16 protein-coding genes and 1 pseudogene are annotated in these 25,275 nt (G+C 75.1%); 10 read left to right on the top strand and 7 right to left on the bottom strand.

Annotated elements, in window-relative coordinates:
• Nucleotide 1: 1 nt before the first annotated feature.
• The gene (gene treZ / locus EDJALFJO_RS02845; protein WP_088282010.1) at nucleotides 2-1,804 is read right to left on the bottom strand and encodes a malto-oligosyltrehalose trehalohydrolase; all 1,803 of its coding nucleotides are present in this window, start codon (nucleotides 1,802-1,804) and stop codon (nucleotides 2-4) included.
• Nucleotides 1,805-1,921: 117 nt separating this feature from the next.
• On the opposite strand from treZ, the gene EDJALFJO_RS02850 reads away from it, so the two are divergent.
• The 8 genes from EDJALFJO_RS02850 to EDJALFJO_RS02890 all read left to right on the top strand — a co-directional run bounded on the left by EDJALFJO_RS02850 (nucleotide 1,922) and on the right by EDJALFJO_RS02890 (nucleotide 11,562).
• Nucleotides 1,922-2,902, top strand: a complete 981-nt coding sequence (locus EDJALFJO_RS02850; RefSeq protein WP_088282012.1) for a polyphosphate kinase 2 family protein — start codon at nucleotides 1,922-1,924, stop codon at nucleotides 2,900-2,902.
• Nucleotides 2,903-2,965: 63 nt separating this feature from the next.
• A complete protein-coding gene (locus EDJALFJO_RS02855; protein WP_088282014.1) occupies nucleotides 2,966-4,339 on the top strand; it encodes an SWIM zinc finger family protein in 1,374 nt (457 codons plus the stop codon).
• Nucleotides 4,336-5,913, top strand: coding sequence for a DUF5691 domain-containing protein (locus tag EDJALFJO_RS02860; protein WP_143448254.1), 1,578 nt, complete (start codon nucleotides 4,336-4,338; stop codon nucleotides 5,911-5,913). Before EDJALFJO_RS02855 ends, EDJALFJO_RS02860 begins: the two co-directional genes overlap by 4 nt.
• Nucleotides 5,910-7,040, top strand: coding sequence for an AAA family ATPase (locus EDJALFJO_RS02865; RefSeq protein ID WP_088282018.1), 1,131 nt, complete (start codon nucleotides 5,910-5,912; stop codon nucleotides 7,038-7,040). The genes EDJALFJO_RS02860 and EDJALFJO_RS02865 overlap by 4 nt, the downstream gene beginning before the upstream one ends.
• A partial coding sequence (locus EDJALFJO_RS35325) for a DUF5682 family protein (RefSeq protein ID WP_233149651.1) occupies nucleotides 7,037-8,582 on the top strand: 1,546 nt, incomplete at its 3' end. The genes EDJALFJO_RS02865 and EDJALFJO_RS35325, both read left to right, overlap by 4 nt.
• A gap of 90 nt (nucleotides 8,583-8,672) precedes the next feature.
• Nucleotides 8,673-9,467 carry a DUF5682 family protein gene (locus EDJALFJO_RS02880; protein WP_255392529.1) on the top strand — a complete coding sequence of 265 codons (795 nt, stop codon included), beginning with the start codon at nucleotides 8,673-8,675 and terminating at the stop codon, nucleotides 9,465-9,467.
• A complete protein-coding gene (locus EDJALFJO_RS02885; protein WP_088282026.1) occupies nucleotides 9,464-10,681 on the top strand; it encodes a VWA domain-containing protein in 1,218 nt (405 codons plus the stop codon). The genes EDJALFJO_RS02880 and EDJALFJO_RS02885 overlap by 4 nt, the downstream gene beginning before the upstream one ends.
• A 26-nt stretch (nucleotides 10,682-10,707) precedes the next feature.
• A complete protein-coding gene (locus EDJALFJO_RS02890; protein WP_198949947.1) occupies nucleotides 10,708-11,562 on the top strand; it encodes a DUF3105 domain-containing protein in 855 nt (284 codons plus the stop codon).
• A 439-nt stretch (nucleotides 11,563-12,001) separates the two neighbouring features.
• Here EDJALFJO_RS02890 and EDJALFJO_RS02895 read toward each other — a convergent pair whose 3' ends face one another.
• The 5 genes and pseudogenes from EDJALFJO_RS02895 to EDJALFJO_RS02915 all read right to left on the bottom strand — a co-directional run bounded on the left by EDJALFJO_RS02895 (nucleotide 12,002) and on the right by EDJALFJO_RS02915 (nucleotide 19,923).
• On the bottom strand, nucleotides 12,002-12,307 hold the full coding sequence (locus EDJALFJO_RS02895) for a hypothetical protein (protein ID WP_143448255.1): 306 nt from the start codon (nucleotides 12,305-12,307) through the stop codon (nucleotides 12,002-12,004).
• Nucleotides 12,308-12,392: 85 nt separating this feature from the next.
• Nucleotides 12,393-12,869 (bottom strand): hypothetical protein, encoded by a 477-nt coding sequence (locus EDJALFJO_RS02900; protein WP_088282030.1) that lies wholly within the window; start codon nucleotides 12,867-12,869, stop codon nucleotides 12,393-12,395.
• Between the two features lie 300 nt (nucleotides 12,870-13,169).
• Nucleotides 13,170-15,694 (bottom strand): annotated as a pseudogene (gene treY, locus EDJALFJO_RS02905) (malto-oligosyltrehalose synthase).
• Nucleotides 15,691-18,105, bottom strand: coding sequence for a glycogen debranching protein GlgX (gene glgX / locus EDJALFJO_RS02910; RefSeq protein ID WP_088282032.1), 2,415 nt, complete (start codon nucleotides 18,103-18,105; stop codon nucleotides 15,691-15,693). Before glgX ends, treY begins: the two are co-directional and overlap by 4 nt.
• A gap of 156 nt (nucleotides 18,106-18,261) precedes the next feature.
• Entirely contained in the window at nucleotides 18,262-19,923 is a 1,662-nt protein-coding gene (locus EDJALFJO_RS02915) for an acyl-CoA dehydrogenase family protein (RefSeq protein WP_088282034.1), read from the bottom strand.
• Nucleotides 19,924-20,092: 169 nt separating this feature from the next.
• Here EDJALFJO_RS02915 and EDJALFJO_RS02920 point away from each other — a divergent pair, with 169 nt between their 5' ends.
• Both EDJALFJO_RS02920 and EDJALFJO_RS02925 read left to right on the top strand, forming a co-directional pair.
• Nucleotides 20,093-21,040 (top strand): YihY/virulence factor BrkB family protein, encoded by a 948-nt coding sequence (locus EDJALFJO_RS02920; protein ID WP_233149652.1) that lies wholly within the window; start codon nucleotides 20,093-20,095, stop codon nucleotides 21,038-21,040.
• Nucleotides 21,041-21,113: 73 nt separating this feature from the next.
• The gene (locus EDJALFJO_RS02925; protein WP_088282036.1) at nucleotides 21,114-21,335 is read left to right on the top strand and encodes a hypothetical protein; all 222 of its coding nucleotides are present in this window, start codon (nucleotides 21,114-21,116) and stop codon (nucleotides 21,333-21,335) included.
• A gap of 39 nt (nucleotides 21,336-21,374) precedes the next feature.
• Here EDJALFJO_RS02925 and EDJALFJO_RS02930 read toward each other — a convergent pair whose 3' ends face one another.
• Nucleotides 21,375-25,049, bottom strand: a complete 3,675-nt coding sequence (locus EDJALFJO_RS02930; RefSeq protein WP_088282038.1) for an Ig-like domain repeat protein — start codon at nucleotides 25,047-25,049, stop codon at nucleotides 21,375-21,377.
• Nucleotides 25,050-25,275: the final 226 nt, after the last annotated feature.

Genomic DNA, 25,275 nt, shown 5'->3' on the forward strand with positions numbered 1-25,275 from the left:
GTCAGCCCTCGTCGTCCGCGCCCCGACGCAGCACCGCGACCCCGTCGGCAGGCAGCCGGACGCCGCCGGCCGCGACGCGCGCGTCACCGTCCCAGTCGAGCACGACCTCGGCATCCGGCCCGACGGGCAGCACCGCGGCCTCCGGGGCGAGGTTCACTGCGACGTCGAAGCCGCCGCGGCGCACGACGAACCAGTCGGCCCCGGTGCGCACCAGCACGGCCGCGAGGTCGTCGTCGCGCAGGTCGGGCTCGCTGCGACGCAGCCGGACGAGGTCGTGGTGCCAGCGCAGCATCCGCGCGCCGAGGTCCTTGTCGGCCTCGGCCCAGTCGAGCCGGGACGCCTCGAACGTCGCCGGGTCCTGCGGGTCGGGGACGGCGCCCGCGGCCCAGCCGTGCGCGCCGAACTCCTGGCGCCGGCCCGCGCTGACGAGCGCGCCCAGCTCGGCGTCGTGGTCGGTGAAGAACTGCCAGGGCGTCGAGGCGGCCCACTCCTCGCCCATGAAGAGCATCGGCGTGAACGGCGACGTGAGGACGACGGCCGCGCCGGCGGCGAGCCGGCCCGGGGACAGGCTCGCGGTGACCCGGTCGCCGAGCGCCCGGTTGCCGACCTGGTCGTGGTTCTGCAGGTACGCGAGGAACCGGTGGCCCCGGTGCCGCGCGGGGTCGACGGGGTGCCCCCAGTCGGTGCCGCGGAAGGCGGAGAAGTCGCCCGCGTGCCGGAAGACCCGGGTCAGCGTCCGGGCCAGGACGGCGACGCCGTCCGCGCCGCCGAAGTCGGCGTAGTACCCCTGCTGCTCACCGGTGAGCAGCGCGTGCAGCGCGTGGTGCAGGTCGTCGCTCCACTGCGCGGTCATCCCGAGCCCGCCCGAGGCGACCGGCTCGACCATCCTCGGGTCGTTGAGGTCGGACTCGGCGACGAGCCCGAGCGGGCGCCCGAGCCGGCGGGCCAGGTCCGCGGTCTCGCCGGAGAGCTGGGCGAGCAGGTGCTGCCGGGAGTCGTCGACGAGGGCGTGGACGGCGTCCAGCCGCAGGCAGTCGACGTGGAAGTCCTCGAACCAGCGCAGCGCGTTGTCGCAGACGAAGCGGCGCACGTGCGTGCGGCCCTCGTCGTCGAGGTTCACCGCGTCGCCCCACGGGGTGTCGTGCTGGTCGGTGAAGTACGGCCCGAACTGCGCCAGGTAGTTCCCGGACGGCCCGAGGTGGTTGTAGACGACGTCGAGGCAGACGGCGAGACCGCGCGCATGACAGGCGTCGACGAACCGCTGGAAGGCCGCCGGCCCGCCGTACGGCTCGTGGACGGCGTACAGCGCGACCCCGTCGTACCCCCAGCCGTGCCGGCCGGGGAAGGCCGCGACGGGCATCAGCTCGACGACGTCGACGCCGAGGTCGACGAGGTGGTCGAGGCGCTCGACAGCGGCGTCGAAGGTGCCCTCGGCGGTGAACGTCCCGAGGTGGAGCTCGTAGAAGAGCGCGCCGGGGGCGCTGCGGCCGGGCCACGCGGCGTCCGACCAGGGGTGCCGAGCGGTGTCGAAGACCCGGCTCGGGCCGTGCACGCCGTGCGGCTGCCAGGCGCTGCGCGGGTCGGGCAGCGCGGGCCCGCCGTCGAGGCTGTACGCGTAGTCGGTGCCGTGCCCGGCCTCCTCGACCTCGACGGCCCAGGACCCGTTGTCCCCGGGCACCATCGGCACCCGGCGCAGCCCGGCGGCGTCCGCCGCGGGCATCGCGTCGCCGGCGTGGCTGCCGGGCGGGACGAGCAGGAGGTCGACGGACTCGGCGCGTGGCGCCCACACGTGGAACAGGTGCACCGCAACACCCTGACATGCCCGCGGCGTCCCGCAGGGCGAACCGGCGGGGGCGGCGCCCCGGCCGGCGGGACCTCCCGCGCTGGTGGACGACAGGTTCGGCTGCCATGATCTGCGGCCATGGCGAGCAAGAAGAGCAGGAAGGCCCGCGAGCGCGAGGACGAGCTCGTGGCGAAGGCCGCGACCGACGAGGCGAAGAAGGCCGCGAAGCTCGCGGCCAAGCTCGAGAAGGCCCAGGAGAAGGCGGCCGAGGCCGTCGCGGCCGCGCCGCAGCGGGTCGCCGACGTCCTCGCCGTCGGTGCGGGCTTCCGCCTCGCGGACGTCGACCCGTCCTCGACACCGGGCTTCGACGGCAAGAAGGCGGACGGCGAGGCGGCGCTCGCGGCGGGCGCCCAGCCGCTGTCCGACCTGCAGGAGCGGCTCTGGGCCGCCTCCCGCGGCGGCGACACCCGCAACGTGCTGCTCGTCGTCCAGGCGATGGACACCGCGGGCAAGGGCGGGATCATGCGGCACGTCGTCGGGGCCGTCGACCCGCAGGGCGTGCGGCACACCGCGTTCAAGGCCCCGACGGCCGAGGAGCGGGCGCACGACTTCCTCTGGCGGATCCGCCGGGCGCTGCCGCAGGCCGGCGAGATCGGCGTCTTCGACCGCTCGCACTACGAGGACGTCCTCGTCGTGCGGGTCCACGACCTCGTGCCGCGCGCGACCTGGTCGCGGCGCTACGCGACGATCAACCGCTTCGAGAAGTCGTTGGCCGACAAGGGCACGACGGTCGTCAAGGTGATGCTCCACATCTCCAAGGACGAGCAGAAGGCCCGGCTGGCCGAGCGCCTCGACCGCCCCGACAAGCACTGGAAGTACAACCCCGGGGACGTCGACGAGCGCGGCCACTGGGACGCCTACCAGGAGGCCTACCAGGTCGCGCTGACGCGCTGCTCGACGCAGGCCGCGCCGTGGTACGTCGTCCCGGCGGACAAGAAGTGGTACGCCCGGTGGGCCGTCCAGCAGCTCCTCACCGACGCGCTCGCCGACCTCGACCCGCAGTGGCCCGTGGCGGACTTCGACGTCGAGGCGGAGAAGAAGCGGCTCGCGGAGAGCTGACCCGGACGAGCCTGCCGGGCGGAACGGGCGCGGCTGTCGGGCTGCGCCGCTAGCCTCCCCGCCGTGGGGGAGAGGTGGAGCGCCGAGCAGGTCGCCGCGCTGGCGCCCGACGCGTCGTCGGCCGCGGCCGGGCGCTCGCTCGCCGCGCCGTCGACGTGGTCGGGGCTCGGCGCGTGCGCCGGCGCCGCGGAGCACCCGGCGGCGGTCTGGGGGCTGTGCCGCGGCAGCGGCAAGAACCCGTACCAGACGGTCGTCGACGTCTCCGGGCCTGCGTACCGGTGCTCGTGCCCGAGCCGGAAGTTTCCGTGCAAGCACGCCCTCGGGCTGCTCCTGCTGTGGTCCGCCGGCAGCGTGCCGGACGCCGCCGGCCCGGCCGACTTCGCCGCCGAGTGGCTGCGCGGGCGCGTCGAGCGTGCCGCGAAGGCCCAGGAACCCGCCGCGCGGGCGGCCGGGCCGGTCGACGCGGAGGCCGCGGCGCGCCGTGCGGAGCGCCGCGAGGACCGGGTCCGCGGCGGTCTCGTCGAGCTCGGCCGCTGGCTCGAGGACCAGGTGCGCGGCGGCCTCGCCGGGGCCGAGCGGGCCGGCTACGCGCCGTTCGAGCAGACGGCCGCGCGGCTCGTCGACGCCCAGGCGCCGGGCCTGGCGGCCTGGGTACGGGCCCTGCCCGGCGTCGTCGCGTCGGGGCCGGGCTGGCCGGCCCGGCTCCTCGAGGAGTACGCGCTCATGCACCTGCTCGTGCGCGCCCACGAGAACCTCGACGCCCTCCCCGGCCCGCTCGCGGCGACCGTCCGCCGCCGGGTCGGGTACCCGGTCTCCCGCGAGAGCGTCCTCGCCGGGCCTGCCGTCCGGGACCGGTGGACCGTGCTCGGGCTGCGGGACGACGTCGACGACCGGCTCGTCTCCCGCCGGGTCTGGCTGCGCGGCAGCCGCACCGGGCAGGATGCGCTCGTCCTGTCGTTCGCGGCGCCCGGGGCAGTCCTCGACGCCTCGCTCGTCCCCGGCACGTCGGTCGAGGCCGACGTCCACCTGTACCCGGACGCCGCCCCGCTGCGCGCCCTCGTCGGGCCCGGCGCCGGTGCCCCCGGGCCCGCCGACCCGGTCGCGGCCGGGTCGCTCGCCGAGGGTCTCGCGGCGGTCGGTGCCGCGCTCGCCGCCGACCCGTGGACGACGTCCTGGCCGCTCGTGCTCGCCGGCGTCGTCGTCGACCGCCGGGCGGACGGCACCTGGTGGCTCGTCGACGGCACCGGTGCCCTGCCGCTCGCCCCGGCCGCGGGGCAGCCGTGGGCCCTGCTCGCGCGGTCCGGGGGGTCACCGCTGCCGCTGCTCGCCGAGTGGACGCCGCGGGGGGTCGTCCCGGTGGCGCCGCTGCCGGCCCTGCTGCCGGCCGCGGCGGCCGGCTCAGGGGCGCTCCCGGACCCGGTCGGGGCGGCCCGGTGAGCGGCCCGGACGACCTCGTCGCGACGGCGCTGCTCGGCACCGAGCGCCGCCCGTCCGCGGCCGACGGCTGGCCCGGGGCGCTCGGTGCGGCCGCTGCCGCGGTCGACGGTGACCCGGCCGCGGTGCTGCTCTTCCGGGCGGCCCTCGCGACCCTGTGGCGGCGGGCCGGGGCGCTGCCCGCGCCGGCCGTGGAGCCGGTACCGGCCCCGGCCGAGCGGCTGCCCGCCGTCCCGGCGGCCGCCGCCCGCCGCCTCGCAGGGCTGCTCGAGGACCGCGAGACCGGGCTGCTCGACGAGTGGCTCGCCACCGCGGCGGCCCGTGGGTGCGTCGTCCCGCCGGCCGTGCTGCCCGACCTGCTCGACCGGGGCTCGCGGCTCGTCGCCGTCCGGCCGGCGCTGCGGGTGGTGGCCGGGGAGCGCGGGCTCTGGCTGGCCCGGCAGCGCCCCGAGTGGGCGTGGCTGCCGCGTCTCGCCGAACAGGCGACCGGTGCGGCGCAGGACGGGACCGGGCCGCCGGACCTGTCGGAGGAGGCCTGGCGGCTCGGGGACCAGGCCGCGCGGCAGCGCTGGGTCGTCGCCGTCCGGGCCACCGACCCGGCCCGCGCCCTCGTCGCGGTCGAGGAGACCTGGCGCACCGAGCCCGGCCCGGCGCGCGCCGGGCTGCTGGCGGCGCTCGCCGAGGGGCTCGGCCCCGCCGACGAGCCCCTGCTCGAACGCGCCCTCGACGACCGCCGCAAGGACGTCCGCGAGACCGCGGCCCGGCTGCTCGCCGCGCTCCCGGGATCGGCGCTCGGGGCGCGGATGGCGCAGCGGGCGCGGGCCGCCGTCCGGCTCGAGCGCGGGCTGCTGCGTACCCGGCTCGTCGTCGAGGTCCCGGACGACCTCGACGCGGCCGCCGTCCGGGACGGCGTCGTCGACCCGCCCGCGAGCAGCCCGACGACGGCCGGGACCGGCCGCCGGGCCGGCTGGCTGCGCCAGATCGTCGCTGCGGCACCGCTGTCGGCGTGGGACGACCTCGGGCCGCCCGACCGGGCCGTGGCGACGACCGTGGCCGACGGGTGGGCTCCGGTGCTGCACGCCGGCTGGGCCGCCGCCGCGGGCCGCGAGGGCTCGCTCGCGTGGGCCGAGGCGCTGCTCGGTGCGGGCGTCGACCTCGGCGACGGCCTCGGCGCCGACCGGGTCGTGGCGCTGCTCACCGGGCTGCCCGAGGGCGACCGCGCCCGGGTCGCCGCGCTCGTCGTCCGGCACGCGCTCGGCCGCCTCGCGGCCCGGGACGTGCCGGCCGACACCCCGGCGGTGCTCGCCGCGGCGCTCGCCGGCTGCCCCCGGCCCTGGCCGCCCGTCCTCGTGGACGCCGTCCTCGAGTGGCTCGGCGCCGCGGCCGCCCGGCTGCCGCTGTGGCCGTACCAGGGCCTCGTCGACCTGCTCGTCCACGCGCTGCCGCCCGGGGCCGCGCCCCGGGTCGGCGGCCTCGCCCGGCCCACGACCGAGGACGGCGCCCGCTGGGCGAACCGCCTGCACCGGGCGGCGACCACCCTGACCACCCGCGCCGAGATGCTCGAGGAGCTCCGATGACGACGACCGACCTCCCCGCCGGGACCACCCGGGAGCAGGCGACCCTGCTGCGCCCGCACGCCGAGCAGCAGTTCGCCGCCGAGCTCGCGGCGCTGGCGGCGCAGGACGTCGCACAGGGCAGCGCGCGACCGCCGTCGTGGGTGCTCTCCCCGGGGGCCGTCGTCACGTACCTGCTCGGCGGCGCGACCGCCGACGGCACCGTCGTCACGCCGAAGTACGTCGGCCCGCGCCGGCTCGTCGAGGTGGCCGTCGCGACGCTCGCCACGGACCGGGCGCTGCTCCTGCTCGGGGTCCCGGGGACGGCGAAGACGTGGGTCTCCGAGCACCTCGCCGCGGCCGTGTCGGGCGACTCGACGCTGCTCGTGCAGGGCACGTCCGGCACCGCGGAGGAGTCGATCCGCTACGGCTGGAACTACGCCCGGCTGCTCGCCGAGGGGCCCTCGCCGGCGGCGATCGTCGCGTCGCCGGTGATGACGGCGATGGCCGAGGGCCGGATCGCGCGCGTCGAGGAGCTGACCCGGATCCCCTCGGACGTGCAGGACGCGCTCATCACGATCCTGTCGGAGAAGACCCTTCCGGTGCCCGAGCTCGGCACCGAGGTGCAGGCCGCGAAGGGCTTCAACGTCATCGCGACCGCGAACAACCGCGACCGCGGCGTCAACGAGCTGTCGTCGGCGCTGCGCCGCCGGTTCAACACCGTCGTCCTGCCGCTGCCGGCGGGGGAGGACGAGGAGGTCGAGATCGTCTCCCGCCGGGTCGAGCAGCTCGGCCGCGCCCTCGAGCTGCCCGAGGTGCCCGCCGCGATGGAGGAGATCCGCCGCGTCGTCACGGTGTTCCGCGAGCTGCGCTCCGGGGTGACCGCCGACGGCCGCACCACGCTCAAGTCCCCGTCGGGCACGCTCTCGACCGCCGAGGCGATCTCCGTCGTCACCCACGGCCTCGCGCTGTCGGCGCACTTCGGGGACGGCGTCCTGCGGGCGCACGACGTCGCCGCGGGGATCCTCGGTGCCGTCGTCCAGGACCCGGTCGCCGACCGCACCGTGTGGACCGAGTACCTCGAGGCGGTCGTGCGGGAACGGGCCGGCTGGGGCGACTTCTACCGGGCCTGCCGCGAGGTGTCCGGATGACGGTGGCCGAGCCGTGGGTCGAGGTGCTCGGCGTGCGGCACCACGGGCCGGGCTCGGCCCGGTCGGTGGCCGCCGCGCTCGAGGCGCTGGCGCCCGACTGCGTGCTCGTCGAGGGTCCCGCGGACGCCGACCCGGTGCTCGCGCTCGCGGCGTCGGCGGACATGACCCCGCCGGTCGCCCTGCTCGGCTACGCCGCCGACGCTCCCGGCACCGCGGCGTTCTGGCCGTTCGCGGTGTTCTCCCCGGAGTGGCAGGCGGTCTCGTACGCCCTGCGCCACGGCGTCCGGGTCCAGCTGTGCGACCTGCCCGCCGCGGTGTCGCTCGCGCAGCGGGAGGCGGACGGCGGCCCCGGGGCGGAGGGCGACGCGGACGGTGACCCGGGCGGTGAGCCGGCCGCGGACCGCGGCGGCGAGGCGCTGCGCGCGCAGGCCCGGACGGACCCGATCGCCCTCCTCGCGCACGCCGCCGGGCACGACGACCCCGAGCGGTGGTGGGACGACGTCGTCGAGTCCCGGGGCGCCCTTGCCGCGCAGGCGCCGGCGGCGGACGCCGAGGGCGACCAGGCGCACCCGGCGCTCGGCGCGTTCGCGGCCGTCGCCGAGGCCATGACCGTGCTGCGGGAGGCGGTCCCGACCCCGGAGGGTCCCGAGCGCGACCGGGAGGAGCAGCGCGAGGCGCACATGCGGCAGGTGCTGCGCGCCGTCCTCAAGGACGGCGCCCGCCGGGTCGTCGTCGTGTGCGGCGCGTGGCACGTGCCGGCGCTCACCGGTGCCCTGCCGACGGCGACCGCCGACGCCCGCCGGCTGCGCGGGCTGCCGAGGCGCAAGGTCGTGCTCACCTGGGTGCCCTGGACCCACTCGCGGCTCGCCTACGCCTCCGGGTACGGCGCGGGCGTCGAGTCGCCGGGCTGGTACCACCACCTCTTCACCGCCCCCGACCGGACGGTGACGCGCTGGATGACCCGGGTCGCCGGCGTCCTGCGCGCGCAGGACCTGCCGGTGTCGAGCGCGCACGTCATCGAGTCGGTCCGGCTCGCCGAGGCGCTCGCGACGCTGCGCGGCCGGCCGCTCGCCGGGCTCGCCGAGGTCACCGAGGCGACCCGGGCCGTGCTCTGCGAGGGGGACGACGTCGCGCTCGCGAGCGTCACGAGCGCCCTCGTCGTCGGGGAGCGGCTCGGCGGCGTCCCGGACGACGCCCCCGTCGTCCCGCTCATGGCCGACCTGCGGGCGCAGGCCCGCCGGCTGCGGCTCAAGCCCGACGCCGCCGAGCGGGTGCTCGACCTGGACCTGCGGACGCAGACCGACCGCGGCCGCTCGGTGCTCCTGCACCGGCTCACGCTCCTCGACCTGCCGTGGGGGGTCGCCGCGGACGGCGGCGTCCGCTCGACCGGCACCTTCCGCGAGACCTGGGCGCTGCGCTGGACGCCGTCGCTCGAGATCGCCGCCGTCGAGGCGTCGATGTGGGGCGCGACGGTCGCGGCCGCCGCGGGCGAGCGCGTCGTCGCCGCTGCCGAGGGCCGCGCCGGCGGTGCCGCCGGCGCACNCGGTCGCGGCCGCCGGCGCACCGGGGGCCGGCCGCCCGCCCGCACTGCCCGCGCTCGCCGGCCTCGTCCGGTCCTGCCTGCTCGCCGACCTGCCCGACGCGACCGACCGGCTGCTCGCCGCGCTCGCCGACCGGGCGGCGCGGGACACCGACGTCGCCCACCTCATGGCGGCGCTGCCCGGCCTCGTCGAGGCGCAGCGGTACGGCGACGTCCGGCAGACCGACACGCAGGCCCTGGGCCGGGTCACCGACACCCTCCTCGTACGGATCTGCGCGGGGCTCCCCGCGGCCGTCTCCGCGCTCGACGACGACGGTGCGGCGGCGCTGCGGACGCACCTGGAGGCGGTGCACGGGGCTGTCGCGCTGCGCGCCGTCCCCGACGACCGGGACCGTTGGCTCGACACCCTGCACGGCCTCGTCGACCGGGCCGACGTCCACGGCCTGCTCGTCGGGCGTACGGTCCGGCTGCTGCGCGACGCGGGCCGGGTCGACCCCGCGGACGCCGCGGCCCGGCTCGGGCGGGCGCTCTCCGTCGGTGCCGACGCCCCGGCGAAGGCGGCGTGGGTCGAGGGGTTCCTCGCGGGCGGCGGCCTCCTGCTCGTCCACGACGCCGACCTGCTCGCGCTGCTGGACCGCTGGGTCCGTGGCCTGGGGGAGCAGGAGTTCGTCGACGTCCTGCCGCTCGTGCGCCGCACCTTCGGGGCGTTCGAGGCGGGGGAGCGGCGGGCCGTGGCGGACCGGGTCCGGGAGCTGCCGACGGGCACTGCGGGCGGAGCCCCGCGCGGCGCCGCGGGGGCCGGCTGGCCGGACGTCGACCCCGACCGGGCGGCGGCCGCCCTCGCGACCGTCGCCGCGATCCTCGGCGTCCGGGAGGCGGTGCGATGACCGCCGACGGTGCGGCCGGGGAGACGCCCGTGCGCGATGTCGACGAGCCCGAGCGGCTGCGGCGCTGGCGGCTGCTGCTCGGCGCCGGCGGTGACGGGCTCGGCGGGCTCTCCGGCCCGGACGCAGGGATGGACGCCGCGCTCGCCGCCCTCTACGACAGCGTGCCCGGCGCCGGCCGGGGTGGCACGGCGAGCGCCGGCGGCCCGCGGTCGGCCGGGCTCGGCGGCTCCGCACCGCGGGTGGCGCGCTGGCTCGGCGACATCCGCTCGTACTTCCCGACGACCGTCGTCCAGGTCATGCAGCGCGACGCCGTCGACCGGCTCGGCCTGACCCGGCTGCTCCTCGAGCCCGAGCTGCTCGCGGCCGTCGAGCCGGACGTCCACCTCGTCGGCACGCTGCTGTCGCTCAACGGGGTCATGCCGGAGACGACGAAGGAAACCGCCCGCCAGGTCGTCCGCACCGTCGTCGAGCAGATCGAGCGCCGGCTCGCGGACCGCACGCGGGCCGCGGTCACGGGTGCGCTCGACCGGTCCTCCCGGACGGCGCGGCCGCGGCACCGCGACATCGACTGGAACCGCACGATCCGCGCCAACCTCGCGCACTACCTGCCCGAGCACCGCACGGTCGTCCCGCAGCGGCTCGTCGGGTACGGGCGGCGGCAGCAGGTCGTGCAGCGCGACGTCGTCCTCGCGATCGACCAGTCCGGCTCGATGGCCGCCAGCGTCGTCTACGCGTCGGTCTTCGGGTGCGTGCTCGCGTCGATGCGGTCGCTGCGGACCTCGCTCGTCGTCTTCGACACCGAGGTCGTCGACCTCACCGAGCATCTGGCCGACCCCGTCGACGTGCTCTTCGGCACCCAGCTCGGCGGCGGCACCGACATCAACCGCGCGATCGCGTACAGCCAGTCGCTCGTGACCCGGCCCGCGGAGACGCTCTTCGTGCTCGTCAGCGACCTGTACGAAGGCGGGGTCCGCGACGAGATGCTCAAACGGGTCGCGGCGATGCAGGCCGACGGCGTCCAGGTCGTCGTGCTCCTGGCCCTGTCCGACGAGGGCGCACCGTCGTACGACGCCGAGAACGCCGCGGCACTCGCCGCGCTCGGCGTTCCGGCGTTCGCCTGCACGCCCGACGCCTTCCCCGACCTGCTCGCCGTGGCTCTCGGCAAGGGGGACGTCGGCCGGTGGGCGGCACGGGAGCAGATCGCCGCCCGGTGAGGCCGTGCCGTCTAGAGTCTGCGCTCGTGACGACTGATCGACGGGCCCGGGGCACCGGGCGACGGTGGGCGCTGCCCGTGGCCGGGCTGCTCGCCCTGACGGTGCTCGCGGGCTGCAGCGGGGCCTCGTCCGGGGCGGCGGGCGGCGGCACCAGCGGGTCGTCGGAGGAGTCCGAGGGCCCGATGACGGCGCCGCCGGCCGGGTCGTCGACCGCGGCCGCGGCGCCCGCGGGCGAGGTCGCGCCGCAGGCCGTCACCGGCGGCCCGCTGCTGCAGCAGGAGCCGAAGAGCGTCAAGGCGCCCGAGCCGATCAAGGGCCTGCTCGCCTGGGACACCTCGGGCTACGACGAGGCGACCACCCCGCCGGGCGCGCTCGAGCACAACCATGTCGCCGAGTCTGTGGACTACGCGGTGGTCCCGCCGGTCGGCGGCCCGCACAACGGGATCTGGCTCAACGCGGGTGTCTACACCGCGCCGGTGCCGAGCGAGCGCGCCGTCCACGACCTCGAGCACGGCGCCGTCTGGATCACCTACCGCCCCGGGCTCGCCGCCGCCGACGTCGCAGCCCTCACCGCGTTCGTCGAGAAGCAGACGCCGATCGAGGAGCAGAGCGCCCCCGGCCAGGCGAACCGGTACGTCGTCGTGAGCCCGTGGGCCGACGAGAAGCTGCCCTCACCGGTCGTCATCAGCGCGTGGGGCTACCAGCTGCGCCTCGACTCCCCGTCGGACCCGCGCCTGCAGACCTTCGTCGACACGTTCCGGCACAGCGAGAAGTACAGCCCCGAGTTCGGCTCGCCGGTCGACGGCGTCCCGATCCTCACCGGCGGCCGCCCGGCGACTGCCGGGTCGGTGCTGCCGAACCCCGAGGGTGCCGTCGGCTGAGGCCGTGGCGGCGGTGCCACCTGGCGCGCGGCGACGTACTCCCCGAGCGCCACGCCCTCGCCCGTCCTCACCCAGAGGATGACCAGGGTGCCGGGACGCTGCCTCCGACGCCGCCCCGGTCCTGGCGTGCCCCTGCGGAGCCGTTGCTCTGCCCTCACCAGTGAGGGTGGTTCGGGAAGGGGCCGCCAGAACGCAACCACAAGTGCCTTCTGGACGCCGCGACAGGCCCAGGAGGGGAGTTGTGGTTGCGTTGTGGCGCTCGACGGACGGGCGGCGCGCCACAGGTTCGTCGTTGCTCGGCGACACCTCGGTCACATGCCGGTGTGTCGAGCAGTAACGGCGAAACTGTGGCGCGTGTCGCTCCCACCCTCATCGGTGAGGGCAGAGCAAGAGGCGGGACGCCGCCCTCAGCTGTGCGGGCAGCGCACACCGTCGCCGCTCATGCCCGGAAGTACTCCAGCGGAACTTTTCGAAGGAAGGTGCCGTCCTTCAGCCTCAGGTCGAAAGACGTGGTCAACCAGCCCTTTCGGATGCGGGTGATCTGACCCCCGGAGCCGGGCGGATAGACCTTTCCGAAGAATGAGGTTCGGTACGCTTTCGTGAAGATCAGGAATATGCCCAGCTTGTACGCCTCGGCCATCTCGAACCCCGTAGTGCTGAAGTGCACGAACAGGGCGCGTCCCCACGAGAAGCGGAGCCCCGTCGCCCGCATCATTCGCCCGTGATCGTCACCATAAACGATCACCAGGCGGCGGGGTATGACAATAACTTGTCATTCTCAGGAGCATCGGAAGAGATTCTTCAAAGGATTCGCCCCTTGCCGGGAGCCATCAGGGGAGTGCCTCGCCCTGGCCCAGGATCAGAGCATTCAGGTACGTGACGGAAAGGTGTGCGGCGGAATACGGGTTCGCGGTGTCGGCCTCGGCGACGAGGGCGACGGTGATGTCACATCGTGTCGTCAGTCTGCCGCTGAATCGAAGCGCGAGCGAGAACTGGTCATCCGCGTCTTCGCCGAACCGTCGGACCGCTGTCTGGCCGTTCACTCCCAGAATGGTGTAGCCGCGGCCGTTGTCGTTGGTCTGCGCGTACCCGTCGATCGTGAACCGGATCGTGACGCCGTCGGATGCGCCGGCGATCGAGAGGGGCAGGGTGTGCGTCGCTGCTACGGGAGTGTCCGTGCGGCCCGTCTCGGACTGCGCCCGCAGGCCGGGCAGCGAGAGCGTGACGGACTGTCCGGCCGGGTCGATGGAGATGCCGGTGCGGTCGGCGACGTCGGGGGGAACGGCTGTGAACGCGGGTGGGTTCAACGGGTCACACCCCTTCTTCGAGTGATCAACAGGGGCGAGGGTAGACGACCCCGAGCGAAGGAGGTCGTGAACGAGTGGATGGTTGTGTCCTCCTGCACGTCAGGGCGTGCAGGAGGACACAACCATCGACCCGACTATCGCCTCCGCCTCGGGAGCGGCGTCGCTCCTCGCCGCGCGCCTCTTCTCTGGTGCCTTTCCCACGTGTCACAGACCTCTTGGGGTGCCCAAGCCTCCAGAGGACGCCGGGCCGGGAGGCTTCGCGTGCTTTTCACACCAGAGGACGAGTGCGCGCGAGAGCCGTCAGCCCTCGCGCACCAGCAACGCGACGGGCAGCGCCTCGAGCAGGTCGGCGAGCCGGACCGCGCCGCCGTCCACCGCGACGCCCGTGAGCACGTCGCGCCACCGGCCTTCGGGGACGAAGATCGTGTGGTCGCCCCAGCCGCCGTGGCGTTCGAGCGCGACGGGCAGGCGGGTCACGACGGTCACCGCGGACGGCGTCGGGGCGGCGCCGTCGCCGTTCCCGTTGCCGACCCGGGGGCCGCGGGCGAAGGCGAGGGCGTGCCGGTCGTCGTCCCGACCGGGGCGTAGCCGGAGGCCGGGCCGGCGAACCAGTCCGGGTGGTCGCGGCGCAGGCGCAGCGCGCGCGAGGTGACGAGGAGCTTCTCGTCACCGACGTCCTGCGGCTTCTCGCCGGCGTCGAGCCGGGCGAGCCGGTCGCGGCGGTCGTCGAAGTCGACGTCGCGGCGGTTGTCCGGGTCGACGAGCGAGAGGTCGACGGTCTCGCAGCCCTGGTACACGTCGGGGACGCCGGGCATCGTCAGCTGGGCCAGCTTCTGCCCCAACGTGTTGACCCGGGCGACGGGGTCGAGCAGCGCGCCGAAGCGTGCGACGTCCCCGAGCAGCGCCTCGTCGCCGAGCACGGCCGCGGCGTAGCCCTGGACCGCCTCGTCGTAGGCGGGGTCCGGGCGGGTCCACCAGGTGTACCGCTTCGCCTCGCGGGTCGCCTTCTCCAGGTAGGGGCCGAGCCGGTCGAGCGGGATCGGGCCGTCGTCCCACGTGCCGACGAGGGTCTGCCAGAGCAGGTACTGGGTGGCCGGGTCCGGGTGGCCCTCGGACGACCGGAAGCGCAGCGCCTGCTCGGTCCAGCCGCGGACCGCCTCGGCCCACTCCTCGGTGAGCTCCGACAGCCCGGCCAGCCGGGCCCGGACGTCCTCGGAGCGCTTCGTGTCGTGGGTCGACAGCGTCGTCATCGTCGCCGGCCAGTCCCGGGCGAGCCGGGCCGCGTAGGCGTGGAACTCCTCGGGCGGGACGCCGAAGTGGGTCGGGTCGCCGCCGACCTCGTTGAGCGCGACGAGCCGGTGCCAGCGGTAGAACGCGGTGTCCTCCACGCCCTTGGCCATGACCGGACCGCAGGTCTGCTGGAACCGGACGGCGAGCTCGCGGCGGCGTGCGACCTCCCGGCCGTCGAACGCGAGGGTGCCGGTCGGCCGGGCGAGCACGAGGTCCACGACGACGTCGAGCGCCTCGCGGGCCTCCTCCGGCAGCTTCTCCCGGGCCCGCGCGGCGGCCGCCTCGACGACGGCCACCTGCTCGGCGGGAGCCGGCTCGTCCGGGACGACGTACGCCCGGTACCGGTCGAACGCGACGAGCAGCTCGACGAGGGCGGCCTTCAGGTGCCGGCGCGGGTGGTCGCGCAGGGCGACGTCCGCGTGGCACGTCTCGAAGACGAGGTCGGTGAGCCGGTGCACCTCGGCGTAGAGGCTCTGCTCGACGACCTCGCGCTTGGCCTGGTCGACGACGGCCTCGAACGACTCCGTCTCACCGGTGAGCTCGACGAGCAGCCGGTCGAGCGGGGCGGCGCCCGCCGGGTCGACGAAGACCCCGCCGACCCGCATGAGCGCGTCGTAGCCGGTCGTCCCGGCGCACGACCAGTCGGCGGGCAGCGACTCGTCGCCCTCGACGATCTTCTCCACGACGACCCAGGTGCCCCCGGTCGCCTCGGCGAGCCGGTCGAGGTAGCCGCGCGGGTCGGCGAGGCCGTCCGGGTGGTCGATCCGCAGCCCGGTCAGGGCGCCCGAGGCGACGAGGTCGACGAGCACCCGGTGCGTGAGGTCGAAGACCTCGGGGTGCTCGACCCGGACGGCGGCCAGCGTGTCCACGTCGAAGAACCGGCGGTAGTTCAGCTCCTCGTCGGCGACCCGCCACCACGCGAGCCGGTACCACTGCCGGTCGACGAGCTCCTCGAGCGGGAGCGTGTCGGTGCCGGGCCGGACCGGGAACTCCTTGTCGAAGTAGCGCAGCACGGGTTCGCCGCCGCTGCGGTCGAGGGTGATCTCGCCGCGGACGAGCGCGGTGCCGATCCGGTCCCCGAGCACCGGCATGAGGACGGCCCGGTCCGGCACCGACCAGTCGACGTCGAACCAGTCCGCGAAGGGCGACGCCGGGCCGTCCCGCAGCACCGACCAGAGCGCGTGGTTGAGCCGCACCGGCGTCGGCACGGCCATGTGGTTCGGGACGACGTCCGCGACCGCCGACAGCCCCCGCGCCGACAGCGCGGCCGTCATCCGGTCGAGGGCCTCGTGACCACCGGCCTGCGTCGAGAGCAGGTCGTGGTCGACGACGTCGTAGCCGTGCGTCGAACCGGGTGTCGCCTCGAGCACGGGGGACAGGTACACGTGCGTGATCCCGAGCGCGGTGAGGTGGTCCGCGACCGCTGCGACGTCGTCGAAGCCGAACCCCGGGCGCAGCTGGACCCGGTAGGTGCTCGTCGGGCACGTCGCCGGGGCCGTGGTCGCAGCCGTCGGGTCGGCGTCCGAGGCCGTCATGCGTGCTGCCCGGGGACGGGGTCGGCGCTCCCGTCCGACCACGGTTCCCCGGCGAGCTCCGCCGCGAGCTCGTCGGGGAGGGTGTACCGCGGCTGCGCCGGGACGGCGGGCCGCGGCGCGTAGCTGCGGGCCCGGGAGCCGAGCGCGGGCCGCGGCGGCGGCAGGTTCTTGCCCGAGCGGTCGCCGCGGGGCAGCGTCTTCGGGTCCGTGCCCTGCGGGACGGCCCGGGCGCTGCTCGGCGTCTGCGCCGTGGCGGTCGCGGCGGCCGACATCGTCGCGTCGCCCGCGAGGTCCAGCGGGCGCCGCAGGACGACGAGCGAGCGCGACGCGACGACGAGCACGTCGCCGGGCGCGAACGTGTCGCCGCCCTCGATGCCGCTCGTCTCGTCGTCCGCGGTGTCGACGACGACCGACCAGAAGGTGCCGTACTCCTTCGGCGGCATGGTGAACTCGAGGTCCTCGTAGTGCGCGTTGAAGACGATGAGGAACGAGTCGTCGAGGACCTTCTGGCCGCGCTTGTCGGGCTCGACGATGCGCTCGCCGTTGAGGAACACCTGGACGGCGCGGGCGTACCCGTTCTGCCAGTCCTGGGACTGCATCGGCGTGCCGGCCGGGGTCAGCCAGTCGATGTCGCCGACGTCGCTGCGGCCGCCCTGGTCGGGCGCGCCGGCGAAGAACCGTCGGCGGCGGAACACCGGGTGCTGCTTGCGCAGCGCGATGAGGTGCTGGGTGAACGCGAGGAGCTCGTTCTGCCACTCCTCGAGCTTCCAGTCGACCCAGGAGATCTCGTTGTCCTGGCAGTAGCCGTTGTTGTTGCCGCCCTGGCTGCGGCCCAGCTCGTCACCGTGCAGGAGCATCGGGACGCCCTGGCTCAGCATGAGGCTGGCGATGAAGTTGCGCTGCTGCCGGGCGCGCAGCGCGACGACCGTCTCGTCGTCGGTGTCGCCCTCGGCGCCGCAGTTCCACGACCGGTTGTGGCTCTCGCCGTCGTTGTTGCCCTCGCCGTTCGCCTCGTTGTGCTTGTCGTTGTAGGACACGAGGTCGCGCATGGTGAAGCCGTCGTGCGCGGTGACGAAGTTGATGCTCGCGATGGGGTGCCGGCCGTCGTCCTGGTAGAGGTCGCTCGAGCCGGTGATCCGGGACGCGAACTCGCCGAGCGTCGCCGGCTCGCCACGCCAGAAGTCGCGGACGGTGTCGCGGTACTTGCCGTTCCACTCGGTCCACAGCGGCGGGAAGTTGCCCACCTGGTAGCCGCCCTCGCCGATGTCCCAGGGCTCGGCGATGAGCTTGACCTGGGAGATCACCGGGTCCTGCTGGACGATGTCGAAGAACGCGCTGAGCCGGTCGACCTCGTGGAACTGCCGGGCCAGGGTGGCGGCGAGGTCGAAGCGGAAGCCGTCGACGTGCATCTCCTGCACCCAGTAGCGCAGCGAGTCCATGATGAGCTGCAGGACGTGCGGGTGCCGCATGAGCAGGCTGTTCCCGGTGCCCGTCGTGTCGTAGTAGTGCGAGCGGTCCTCGTCGACGAGGCGGTAGTAGGCGCCGTTGTCGATGCCGCGGAAGCACAGCGTCGGGCCCATGTGGTTGCCCTCGGCCGTGTGGTTGTAGACGACGTCGAGGATGACCTCGATGTGCGCCTCGTGCAGGGCCCGGACCATCGCCTTGAACTCCTGCACCTGCTGGCCGCGCTGGCCGGCGGAGGAGTAGGAGTTGTGCGGGGCGAAGAAGCCGATCGTGTTGTAGCCCCAGTAGTTCGCCAGGCCCTTGTCGACGAGCGTCGTGTCCTGCACGAACTGGTGCACGGGCATGAGCTCGACCGCCGTGACGCCGAGGTCGGTGAGGTGCTGGATGACGCTCGGGTGCGCCATCGCCGCGTAGCTGCCGCGGATGTCGTCCGGGATGCCGGGATGGGTCATCGTCAGGCCCTTGACGTGCGCCTCGTAGATGACGCTCTCGTGGTACTCGTGGCGCGGCGGCCGGTCGTTGCCCCAGTCGAAGTAGGGGTTGACGACGACGGACATCATCGTGTGCCCGAGGCTGTCGAGGTCGTTGAACTTCTTCTGGTCGTCGAAGCGGTAGGAGAAGAGCGACTCGTGGCCGTCGATCTGGCCCTCGATCGCCTTCGCGTACGGGTCGAGGAGGATCTTCGAGGGATTGCAGCGGCAGCCGGTCGACGGGTCGTACGGGCCGTGCACCCGGAACCCGTAGCGCTGGCCGGGACCGATCCGGGGGATGTAGCAGTGCCACACGAAGCCGTCGACCTCGGACAGCTCGATGCGCTCCTCGGTGCCGTCGCTGCTCACGAGGCAGAGCTCGACCCTGTCGGCCATCTCCGAGAACATGGCGAAGTTCGTCCCCGCCCCGTCGAAGGTCGCCCCGAGCGGGTACGGAACACCGGGCCAGATCTCCACTGAACTCCCCATCACGAACGCGGGCCGCCCATCACCGGGCGCCTGCCGAATTGTGTCGATGCCGCTGCGGCACTGCCCGTCGAACGGGCCCCCACGCCTGGTCCGGTCCACCCCTCCCCGTGACCAACGCCACGTCGTCCGTCGTGCGCGGTCACCTCACGCGGGCAGCGCCCGGTCGACGATCGTCTGCGTCGAGCGGCGGCCGACCGGCAGCGTGCCGAAGAGCGTCCCGCCGCCGCCCGCGACCCTGGTCGCGAGGAAGGCCGACGAGACCGGCCCCGGTGCGTACCGCACGAGCAGCGCGGCCTGCAGCACCACGGCGAGCCGCTCGACCATCCATCGTGCACCGCCCTCGACCGCCCCGGGGTCGCGACGCGCCTCACGGGCGGCGGCCTGGAGGAACCCGGCCACCTCGTCCATCGCCGCGTCGAGGCGCTGGTCCGCGCCCCGGGCCCGGTCGACCTCCCCGAGCAGGACCTCCATCGACCGCGGCTGGACCGACATCGCCCGCAGCACGTCGAGGGCGTTGATGTTCCCGGTACCTTCCCACATCGAGGACGCCGGCGAGTCCCGGAAGAGCCGGGCGACCCCGTGCTCCTCGACGTAGCCGTTGCCGCCGAGGCACTCCATCGCCTCGGCGAGGAGCACGACGGAGCGCTTGGAGACCCAGTACTTGGCGACCGGGACGGCGACCCGCAGGAAGTCGGTCTCGCCCGCGTCGACTGCGGCGGCCAGGCGCATCGCGAGCAGCGTCGCGGCCTCGCTCTCCAGGGCGAGGTCCGCCAGGACGTTCTGCATGAGCGGCTTGTCGGCGAGCGGCGAGCCGAACGCGTGCCGGTGCCGGGCGTGGTGGACGGCGCGGACGACGCCGGCCCGCATGAGGCCCGCCGAGGAGACGACGCCGTCCAGGCGCGTCGAGGCCGCGATGTCGGTGAGCACCCGCAGCCCGCGACCCTCGTCGCCGAGCCGGACCCCCCACGTGTCGGCGAGCTCGACCTCCGCGGCCGCGGCCGAGCGCTGCCCGACGGTCTCCTTGAGCCGCATGAGCCGCCACGTGTTCCGGGACCCGTCCGCGAGCACCCGCGGCACGAGGAACGTCGTGAGCCCGCCGGGGGCGTGCGCGAGCACGACGCTCACGTCGCTCATCGGCGAGGAGCAGAACCACTTCTGCCCGGTGAGCTGGTACGTCTCGCCGGACTCCAGCGGACCGCCGGGCTCCGGGGCGGCGACCGTCCGCGTCGTCCGCAGGTCGCTGCCGGCCTGCCGCTCGGTGACCGCGAGGCCGGCGAGGCTGCCGAGCTTCTCCGCGGGCGGGCGCAGGCTGGACTCGTAGGCCCGGGACGCGAGCCGGGGGAGCCAGACCTTCTCCAGGTCCGGGTCGGCGCGCAGCCCCGGGACGACCGCGTAGCTCGTCGTCAGGGCGCCGGTGTGGCCGGTCTCGAGCTGGGACCACACGAGGAGCGCCGCCGACCGCGCGGCGTGCGCCGCGGCGTCCGACCCGGCCTCCCACGGCCACGCGGTGAGCCCGGCCCGGACCCCGGCCTGGAGCAGCCGGTGCCACGCGGGGTGGTACTCGACCTCGTCGACCCGGCGCCCGAACGGGTCGTGGGTGCGCAGGTGGGGCGGGTTGGCGTCGACGAACTCGGCCCACCGCAGGGCACGGGGCGAGCCGGCCTGGCGGCCGAGGTCACGCAGCCGGCCGAGGTGCTGCTCGGCCCCGTACCGGCGGACGGCCTCGACGAGCACGGTGTCCTCACCGAACAGATCGCGGTCGACCGGTTGCGGAACGAGGTTGAGGTCGTCGTCCGACTCGGCCACGGAAGCCACCGTACCCACCCAGATGGCCCAGGACGACCATCCTCACGGTGCGTGATTGGCGCGGCGGGCCGCGGGGCGTGTCGCGGGTGGTTACCGTGGTGCCGTGAGCGCGGAGACGCAGGTACGGCGCCGGGGTTCCGTACCCGTCCCGAGCACGGAGAGGATTCAGGTGCGGCAGGCCCTGGCGGTCCTCGGCCGGCTGACCGCCGGGACGTTCCGGATCTGCATGCGCTACCGGGTGACCGGGCTGGCCGCGGAGGCCGGCTTCTTCACCCTGCTGTCGATGCCGCCGCTCGTGCTCGGTCTCGTCGCGAGCATCGGCTTCGTCGGCCAGCGGCTCGGCCAGGACGTGCTCACCGACCTCCAGGACCGGATCCGGCAGCTCGCCGAGACCTTCCTCACGGCCGACGCCGTCTCCACGGTCATCCTGCCGACCTTCGAGGACGTCCTCGACGGCGGCCGCGGGGAGATCGTCTCCATCGGCTTCCTGCTGTCGCTGTGGTCGGGCTCGCGGGCGCTCAACGTCTACATCGACACCTGCTCGATCATGTACGGGCTGGGCGGCCACCGCGGGATCGTCCGCACCCGGGCGCTGTCCTTCTCGATGTACGTCGCCGCGCTGCTCGTCGGGATCGTCATCCTGCCGCTCATCCTGCTCGGCCCGAACCTGCTCCAGACGTTCCTCTCGCAGCGCATCGACGGGCTGCCGTCGCTGGCCTGGATGTCCTCGCTGTACTGGCCGGTCGTCACCGTGCTCACCGTCGTGGCGCTCGCGACGCTCTACCACGTCGCGACCCCGATCCGGACGCCGTGGCGCCGCGACGTCCCAGGGGCGGTCCTCGCCCTCGTCATCTGGGTGCTCGCGAGCTTCGTGCTCCGCGTCGTCATCTCCGCGTCCGTCGGCGGCGCCTCGATCTACGGCCCGCTCGCGACCCCGATCGTCGTCCTCATCTGGATGTACTTCCTCGCGATCGCCGTGCTCATCGGTGCGGCCCTCAACGCGGCGGTCGACGGCCTCTGGCCGCACCCGGCGCGGGTCGCCGCCCGCGAGGAGATCGGGGCCCACGCGGGGGAGACGCCCGTCACACCGTCACCCGAGAAGACGGATTCGCCGTAGCGCACGGCCCCGGGTGGGACGTACCGTCACTGCCATGGGGACACCCTCGCCGCGCGTGGCCGCACGGTTACGCATGATCACCGGTCGCGTCGTCTCCGCCGACGAGGCGGGGGCGGTCGTGCTGGCTGACGGTGGCCGCCTCAGAGCGACCTGGGGCTCCGCGCTGCTCGTCGCCTCCGCATCGTGCCCGGGCGCGCTCGCCCGTCGCGGGGACGCCGTCCGGCTCACGGTCTGGCCGGACGGCCGCACGACCCTGGACGCCGTCCTCATGCGGCCCGTGGACCGCAGCGCCTGACCCTGCGCGTCCCGACGGCCCCGTCGGCGCCACCACCCGTCAGCGCGTGACCGCGGCCGCCGACCCGCGCGCGGACACGTTGCCCGCGGCGTCGACCGCCGCGACCGACCAGACGTGCGTCCCGCCCGGGGTCGTCACCGGGTGGGTCGTCCCGCCGGCCGCTGCCACCCGCTCGCTCTCCACGCTGTCGAGGTACAGGACGTAGCCGACGACCCCGGTGCCCGCCGTCCCGCCGTCGAGGGCCGTGCCCCACGTGATGTCGTCCGCGGACGACACCGAGACGCCGGCCGGCGCCTTGGGCCGCGTCGTGTCGACGACCAGGGCCAGCCGGCCCGCCTCGCTGAGCACCCCGGCCTGGTTGACCGCGGTGACGGTCACCGTCACCGCGCCCTCGGGCACGGACACCTGCGCGCTCGTCGCGTTGCCGGACGTCGTCGCGGCCGGTCGGCCGTTGACGCTGACCCGGTAGGCGACGACGCCCGTCTCGTCGTCGACCGCGGGGTCCCAGGTGACGACCGGCGACCGGGTCGCCACGATCCCGCCGGCGGACGGCGCGACCGGCGCCGGCGCCGACGGCGCGCTCGCGTCGAGCCACGCGGTGAGCGTCGCGGGCGCCGAGGTGTTCCCGGCCGCGTCGACGGCGGTCACGGTGAAGGTGTGCTGGCCCGCCTCCGCCGTCGTGAAGGTCGGCACGGTGACCGTGGCCGGCGTCCCGCCGTCGACGGCGACCCGGTACGACACGGCGCTGCCCCGGTCGGTCGCGGCCTTCCACGTGAGGACACCCGCCGCGGAGGCGGCGAGCCGGGACGGCGTGCCCGGCGCAGCCGTGTCGACGAGGACCGTGCGGGACGACGACGGGCCGGTGAGGCCGGCGGCGTTCACCGCGGCGACCGCGACCACGAGCCGGCCGTCCGCGGTGGCCGTCACCGAGGTACCGGTGGCGTCGGCGCCGAGGGGGCTCAGCTTGCGACCGTTCACGGTGACGACGTACCCGTCGATGCCGCTCTCGGCGTCGGTCGCCGACGACCAGGTGAGGGCGACGGTCCGGGAGCCGGACGGCGAGCCCTCGGTCGGCGAGGTGAGCGTCGGCGCCGTGGGCGCCGTGGTGTCGACCCAGCGGCTGAGCGTGCCGGCCGCCGAGGTGTTGCCGGCGGCATCGACCGCACGGACGGCGAAGGTGTGCAGGCCCGGCGCGAGCGCGAGGGTCAGGCTCGTGCCCGTGGCGGTCACCACGGCGCCGTCGTCGACGACGACCCGGAACGAGACGGGGGTCCCGCCGTCCTTGGTCGAGCCCTTCCAGGTGAGCCGCGTGCCGTCCCGGGGCACCGTGAGGGCGCTCGGCACGGCCGGGGCCACGGTGTCGACGGTGACCTTGACGGACTGCTCAGCAGCCCCGCCGGCCGCGTTGAGGGCGGCGACCTTGAGGGTCGAGAGGCCCTCGGGCAGGGTCAGCGGGTAGCCGAGGGTGTCTGCGTCGACGACGACCGGCTGGGCCGCGCCGGGCACGGTGACGCGGTAGCCGGTGACGCCGCTCTGGGCGTCGGCCGCGGCGCTCCAGGTCAGGGTCGTCGACCGCGAGGTGAGCAGGGCGTTCGCCGCCGGGGCGGTGATCGCCAGGCCGGTCGGGGCGCTCGCGTCGCGGACGAAGGAGGCCGTCGCCGCACCGGAGGTGTTGCCCGCGCGGTCGAGCGCCTTCACCGCGACCGAGTGGGTGCCGTCGGGGACGGTGAACGAGACCGCGGTCGTCGTCACCGTGCTCCAGGAGCCGCCGTCGAGGGCGACCCGGTAGCCGGCGAGGCCGGACGTCGCGTCGGTGGACGCCGTCCACGTCGCCTTCGTCCCGGCGACCACGAGCCCGGACGGAGTCGTCGGCGCCGTGGTGTCGGTCGTGACCGTGACCGCCGCGGAGGTCGCGGTCGTCGCACCCGCGCTGCTCCGGGAGGCGACGGTGAGCGTGTGGCCGCCGTCGGCGAGACCGGTGACGGTGGCGGTCGTCGTGCCGGACGCCACGGTCGCGGCGACGGAGCCGTCGACGAGGACAGCGGCGGCGGTCGCCTTGTCGACGGTCCAGGTCACGGTCGCGGTGCTGCCGGTGAAGGCACCTGTGGCCGGCGTGAGGATCCGGGCCGGGCCGGCCGCGGTCGTGCTCGAGACGGTGAACGTGACGAGGGTGCCGGCCGTCGTGTTGCCGGCGTTGTCGGTCGCGTCGACCCGCACGGTGTGGGAGCCGTCGGCGAGGGACGGGAGCGTCCACGAGGTCGTCGTCGCGCCGACCCGGGTCCGGAGCACACCGTCGACGGACAGGGCGTAGGCCGCGGTGCCGGAGCCGCCGGCGTCCGTGGCGGCGGTCCAGGCGATCGTCGAGCCGACGGGCACGGTCTGCCCGGCGGCCGGTGACGTCGGGGTGACCTTCGCCGGGGCCGTCGCATCGTTCGCCGTCGGGACGACGCTCACCGTCGCGCCGGTCGAGGTGAGGTCGGTGACCTTGACCGACAGCCCGGTGCCCGGGACCGGCCAGACCGCCCAGGTGGGCAGGGAGACGTTCGAGAACGAGGTCGCGGGCTGCATGTCGAGGAGCTGGGAGGCCGGGTAGCCGTACGGCGTGACCCGTTGGCGCACCTGCACCCCGGCCCACGCGGACGCCCGGAAGTCGCGGCCGGCGTTGGGCCGGTACTCGACGTACACGGGGACGCCGGACGGCAGGTCGACCCGGACGGCCCGGTTCGCGGTGAGCTGGGCGGTCGGGGCGACCGTGACCGACGCCGACGAGCCGGCGGCCACCGTGGTGACCGTCGCCAGGCCGAGGTAGTCGGCGAGCGCGACGTTGAGGTTGCCCGGCGTGTTGTTCCAGTACCCGGAGCCCATGACGTCGACGGAGTCGCCGTACTCGGTGTTCGTGCACGTCGCCGACAGCGCGACCCGCACGCCGCCGTCGGTGCACACGGCCGTGTTCGCGTGCCCGATCCCGAAGTTGTGGCCGAGCTCGTGGGCGACGACCTCGACGTACGGGTAGCCGTTGATCCAGGTCCGGGTCCCGAGCACCGAGCCGAGACCGGCCCAGCCGCAGTCGCTGCGCTGCGGGAAGTAGACGACGACGTGCTGGTACAGGTTCGTCGGGGCGGCGACGCCGTGGGCGGCGAGCGCGGCGCTGTAGATCGCCGAGTAGTCGCAGGAGGCCGGGTTCGCGACCTGCTTCCAGTCCTTGGCGGTCGCGGTCATCGAGATCCGCGAGCCCGACTGCTGGGTCCAGAAGTTCGCCGTGAGGTCGGCGAGGTTCTGCAGGGTCGCCTGGGTCTGGGAGTCCTTCGCCGTGAAGTAGACCGGCAGCAGCGTCAGCGTGTGGGTACCGAGAACACTCGTCGCCGCGGCGCGGCGCCGTCCGGTCGGGGCGGCGGCGACGACCGACGCGCGGCCGCGGCGGGGCGTGGACACGGTGACCCGGACGGTGTCGCCGGGGCGGGCGCTCGCGAGCCGGGTGCGGGCGAGGTCGGCGGGGACCTCGAGGAGTCGGCCGCCGACCTCGACGACCGTCTTCGTCTGGGCGCTCGTGTGGGTCGCCGTCGTGGCGGGGGCCCGGCCCGCGGCCGCGGGGACCCGGCTGTCGACCGGGTCGACGACGACGGTCTCGACCCGTCCGGTCGCCTCGGTGACCTCCGGGGCGCCGGCGCTCGTGGCCGCCTCGGCGACCCCGGGAACGGCGAGAAGGGCTGCCACGCAGGCAGAGGTGAGGATGGCGGTCCGTCGCCGACGCAGCACGGGCTCTCCCTGAACGCGACCGCCCCCGCAGCCGTCCGACACTGTCCCGACCAGCGTGCCGGGAGGGGCGCGGGGCCTCGCCCGACCGGTGGTCGCCCGGACGGCGGCCGGCCCCGTGACGGTGCGTGCGCCGGGCGGCCCCGGACGGCCCCGCGCGCGCCGAACGGGTGCGTCCGCCCCGGGG

The organism is Kineosporia sp. A_224 (assembly GCF_002198655.1).
GTDB lineage: Bacteria > Actinomycetota > Actinomycetes > Actinomycetales > Kineosporiaceae > R-H-3.

Excerpts from the sequence above, each read along its gene's own strand:
- EDJALFJO_RS02865 (WP_088282018.1), top strand. The coding sequence starts at position 5,910 with ATGACGACGACCGACCTCCCCGCCGGGACCACCCGGGAGCAGGCGACC.
- EDJALFJO_RS02925 (WP_088282036.1), top strand. The coding sequence starts at position 21,114 with ATGATCACCGGTCGCGTCGTCTCCGCCGACGAGGCGGGGGCGGTCGTG.
- EDJALFJO_RS02850 (WP_088282012.1), top strand. The coding sequence starts at position 1,922 with ATGGCGAGCAAGAAGAGCAGGAAGGCCCGCGAGCGCGAGGACGAGCTC.
- EDJALFJO_RS02885 (WP_088282026.1), top strand. The coding sequence starts at position 9,464 with ATGACCGCCGACGGTGCGGCCGGGGAGACGCCCGTGCGCGATGTCGAC.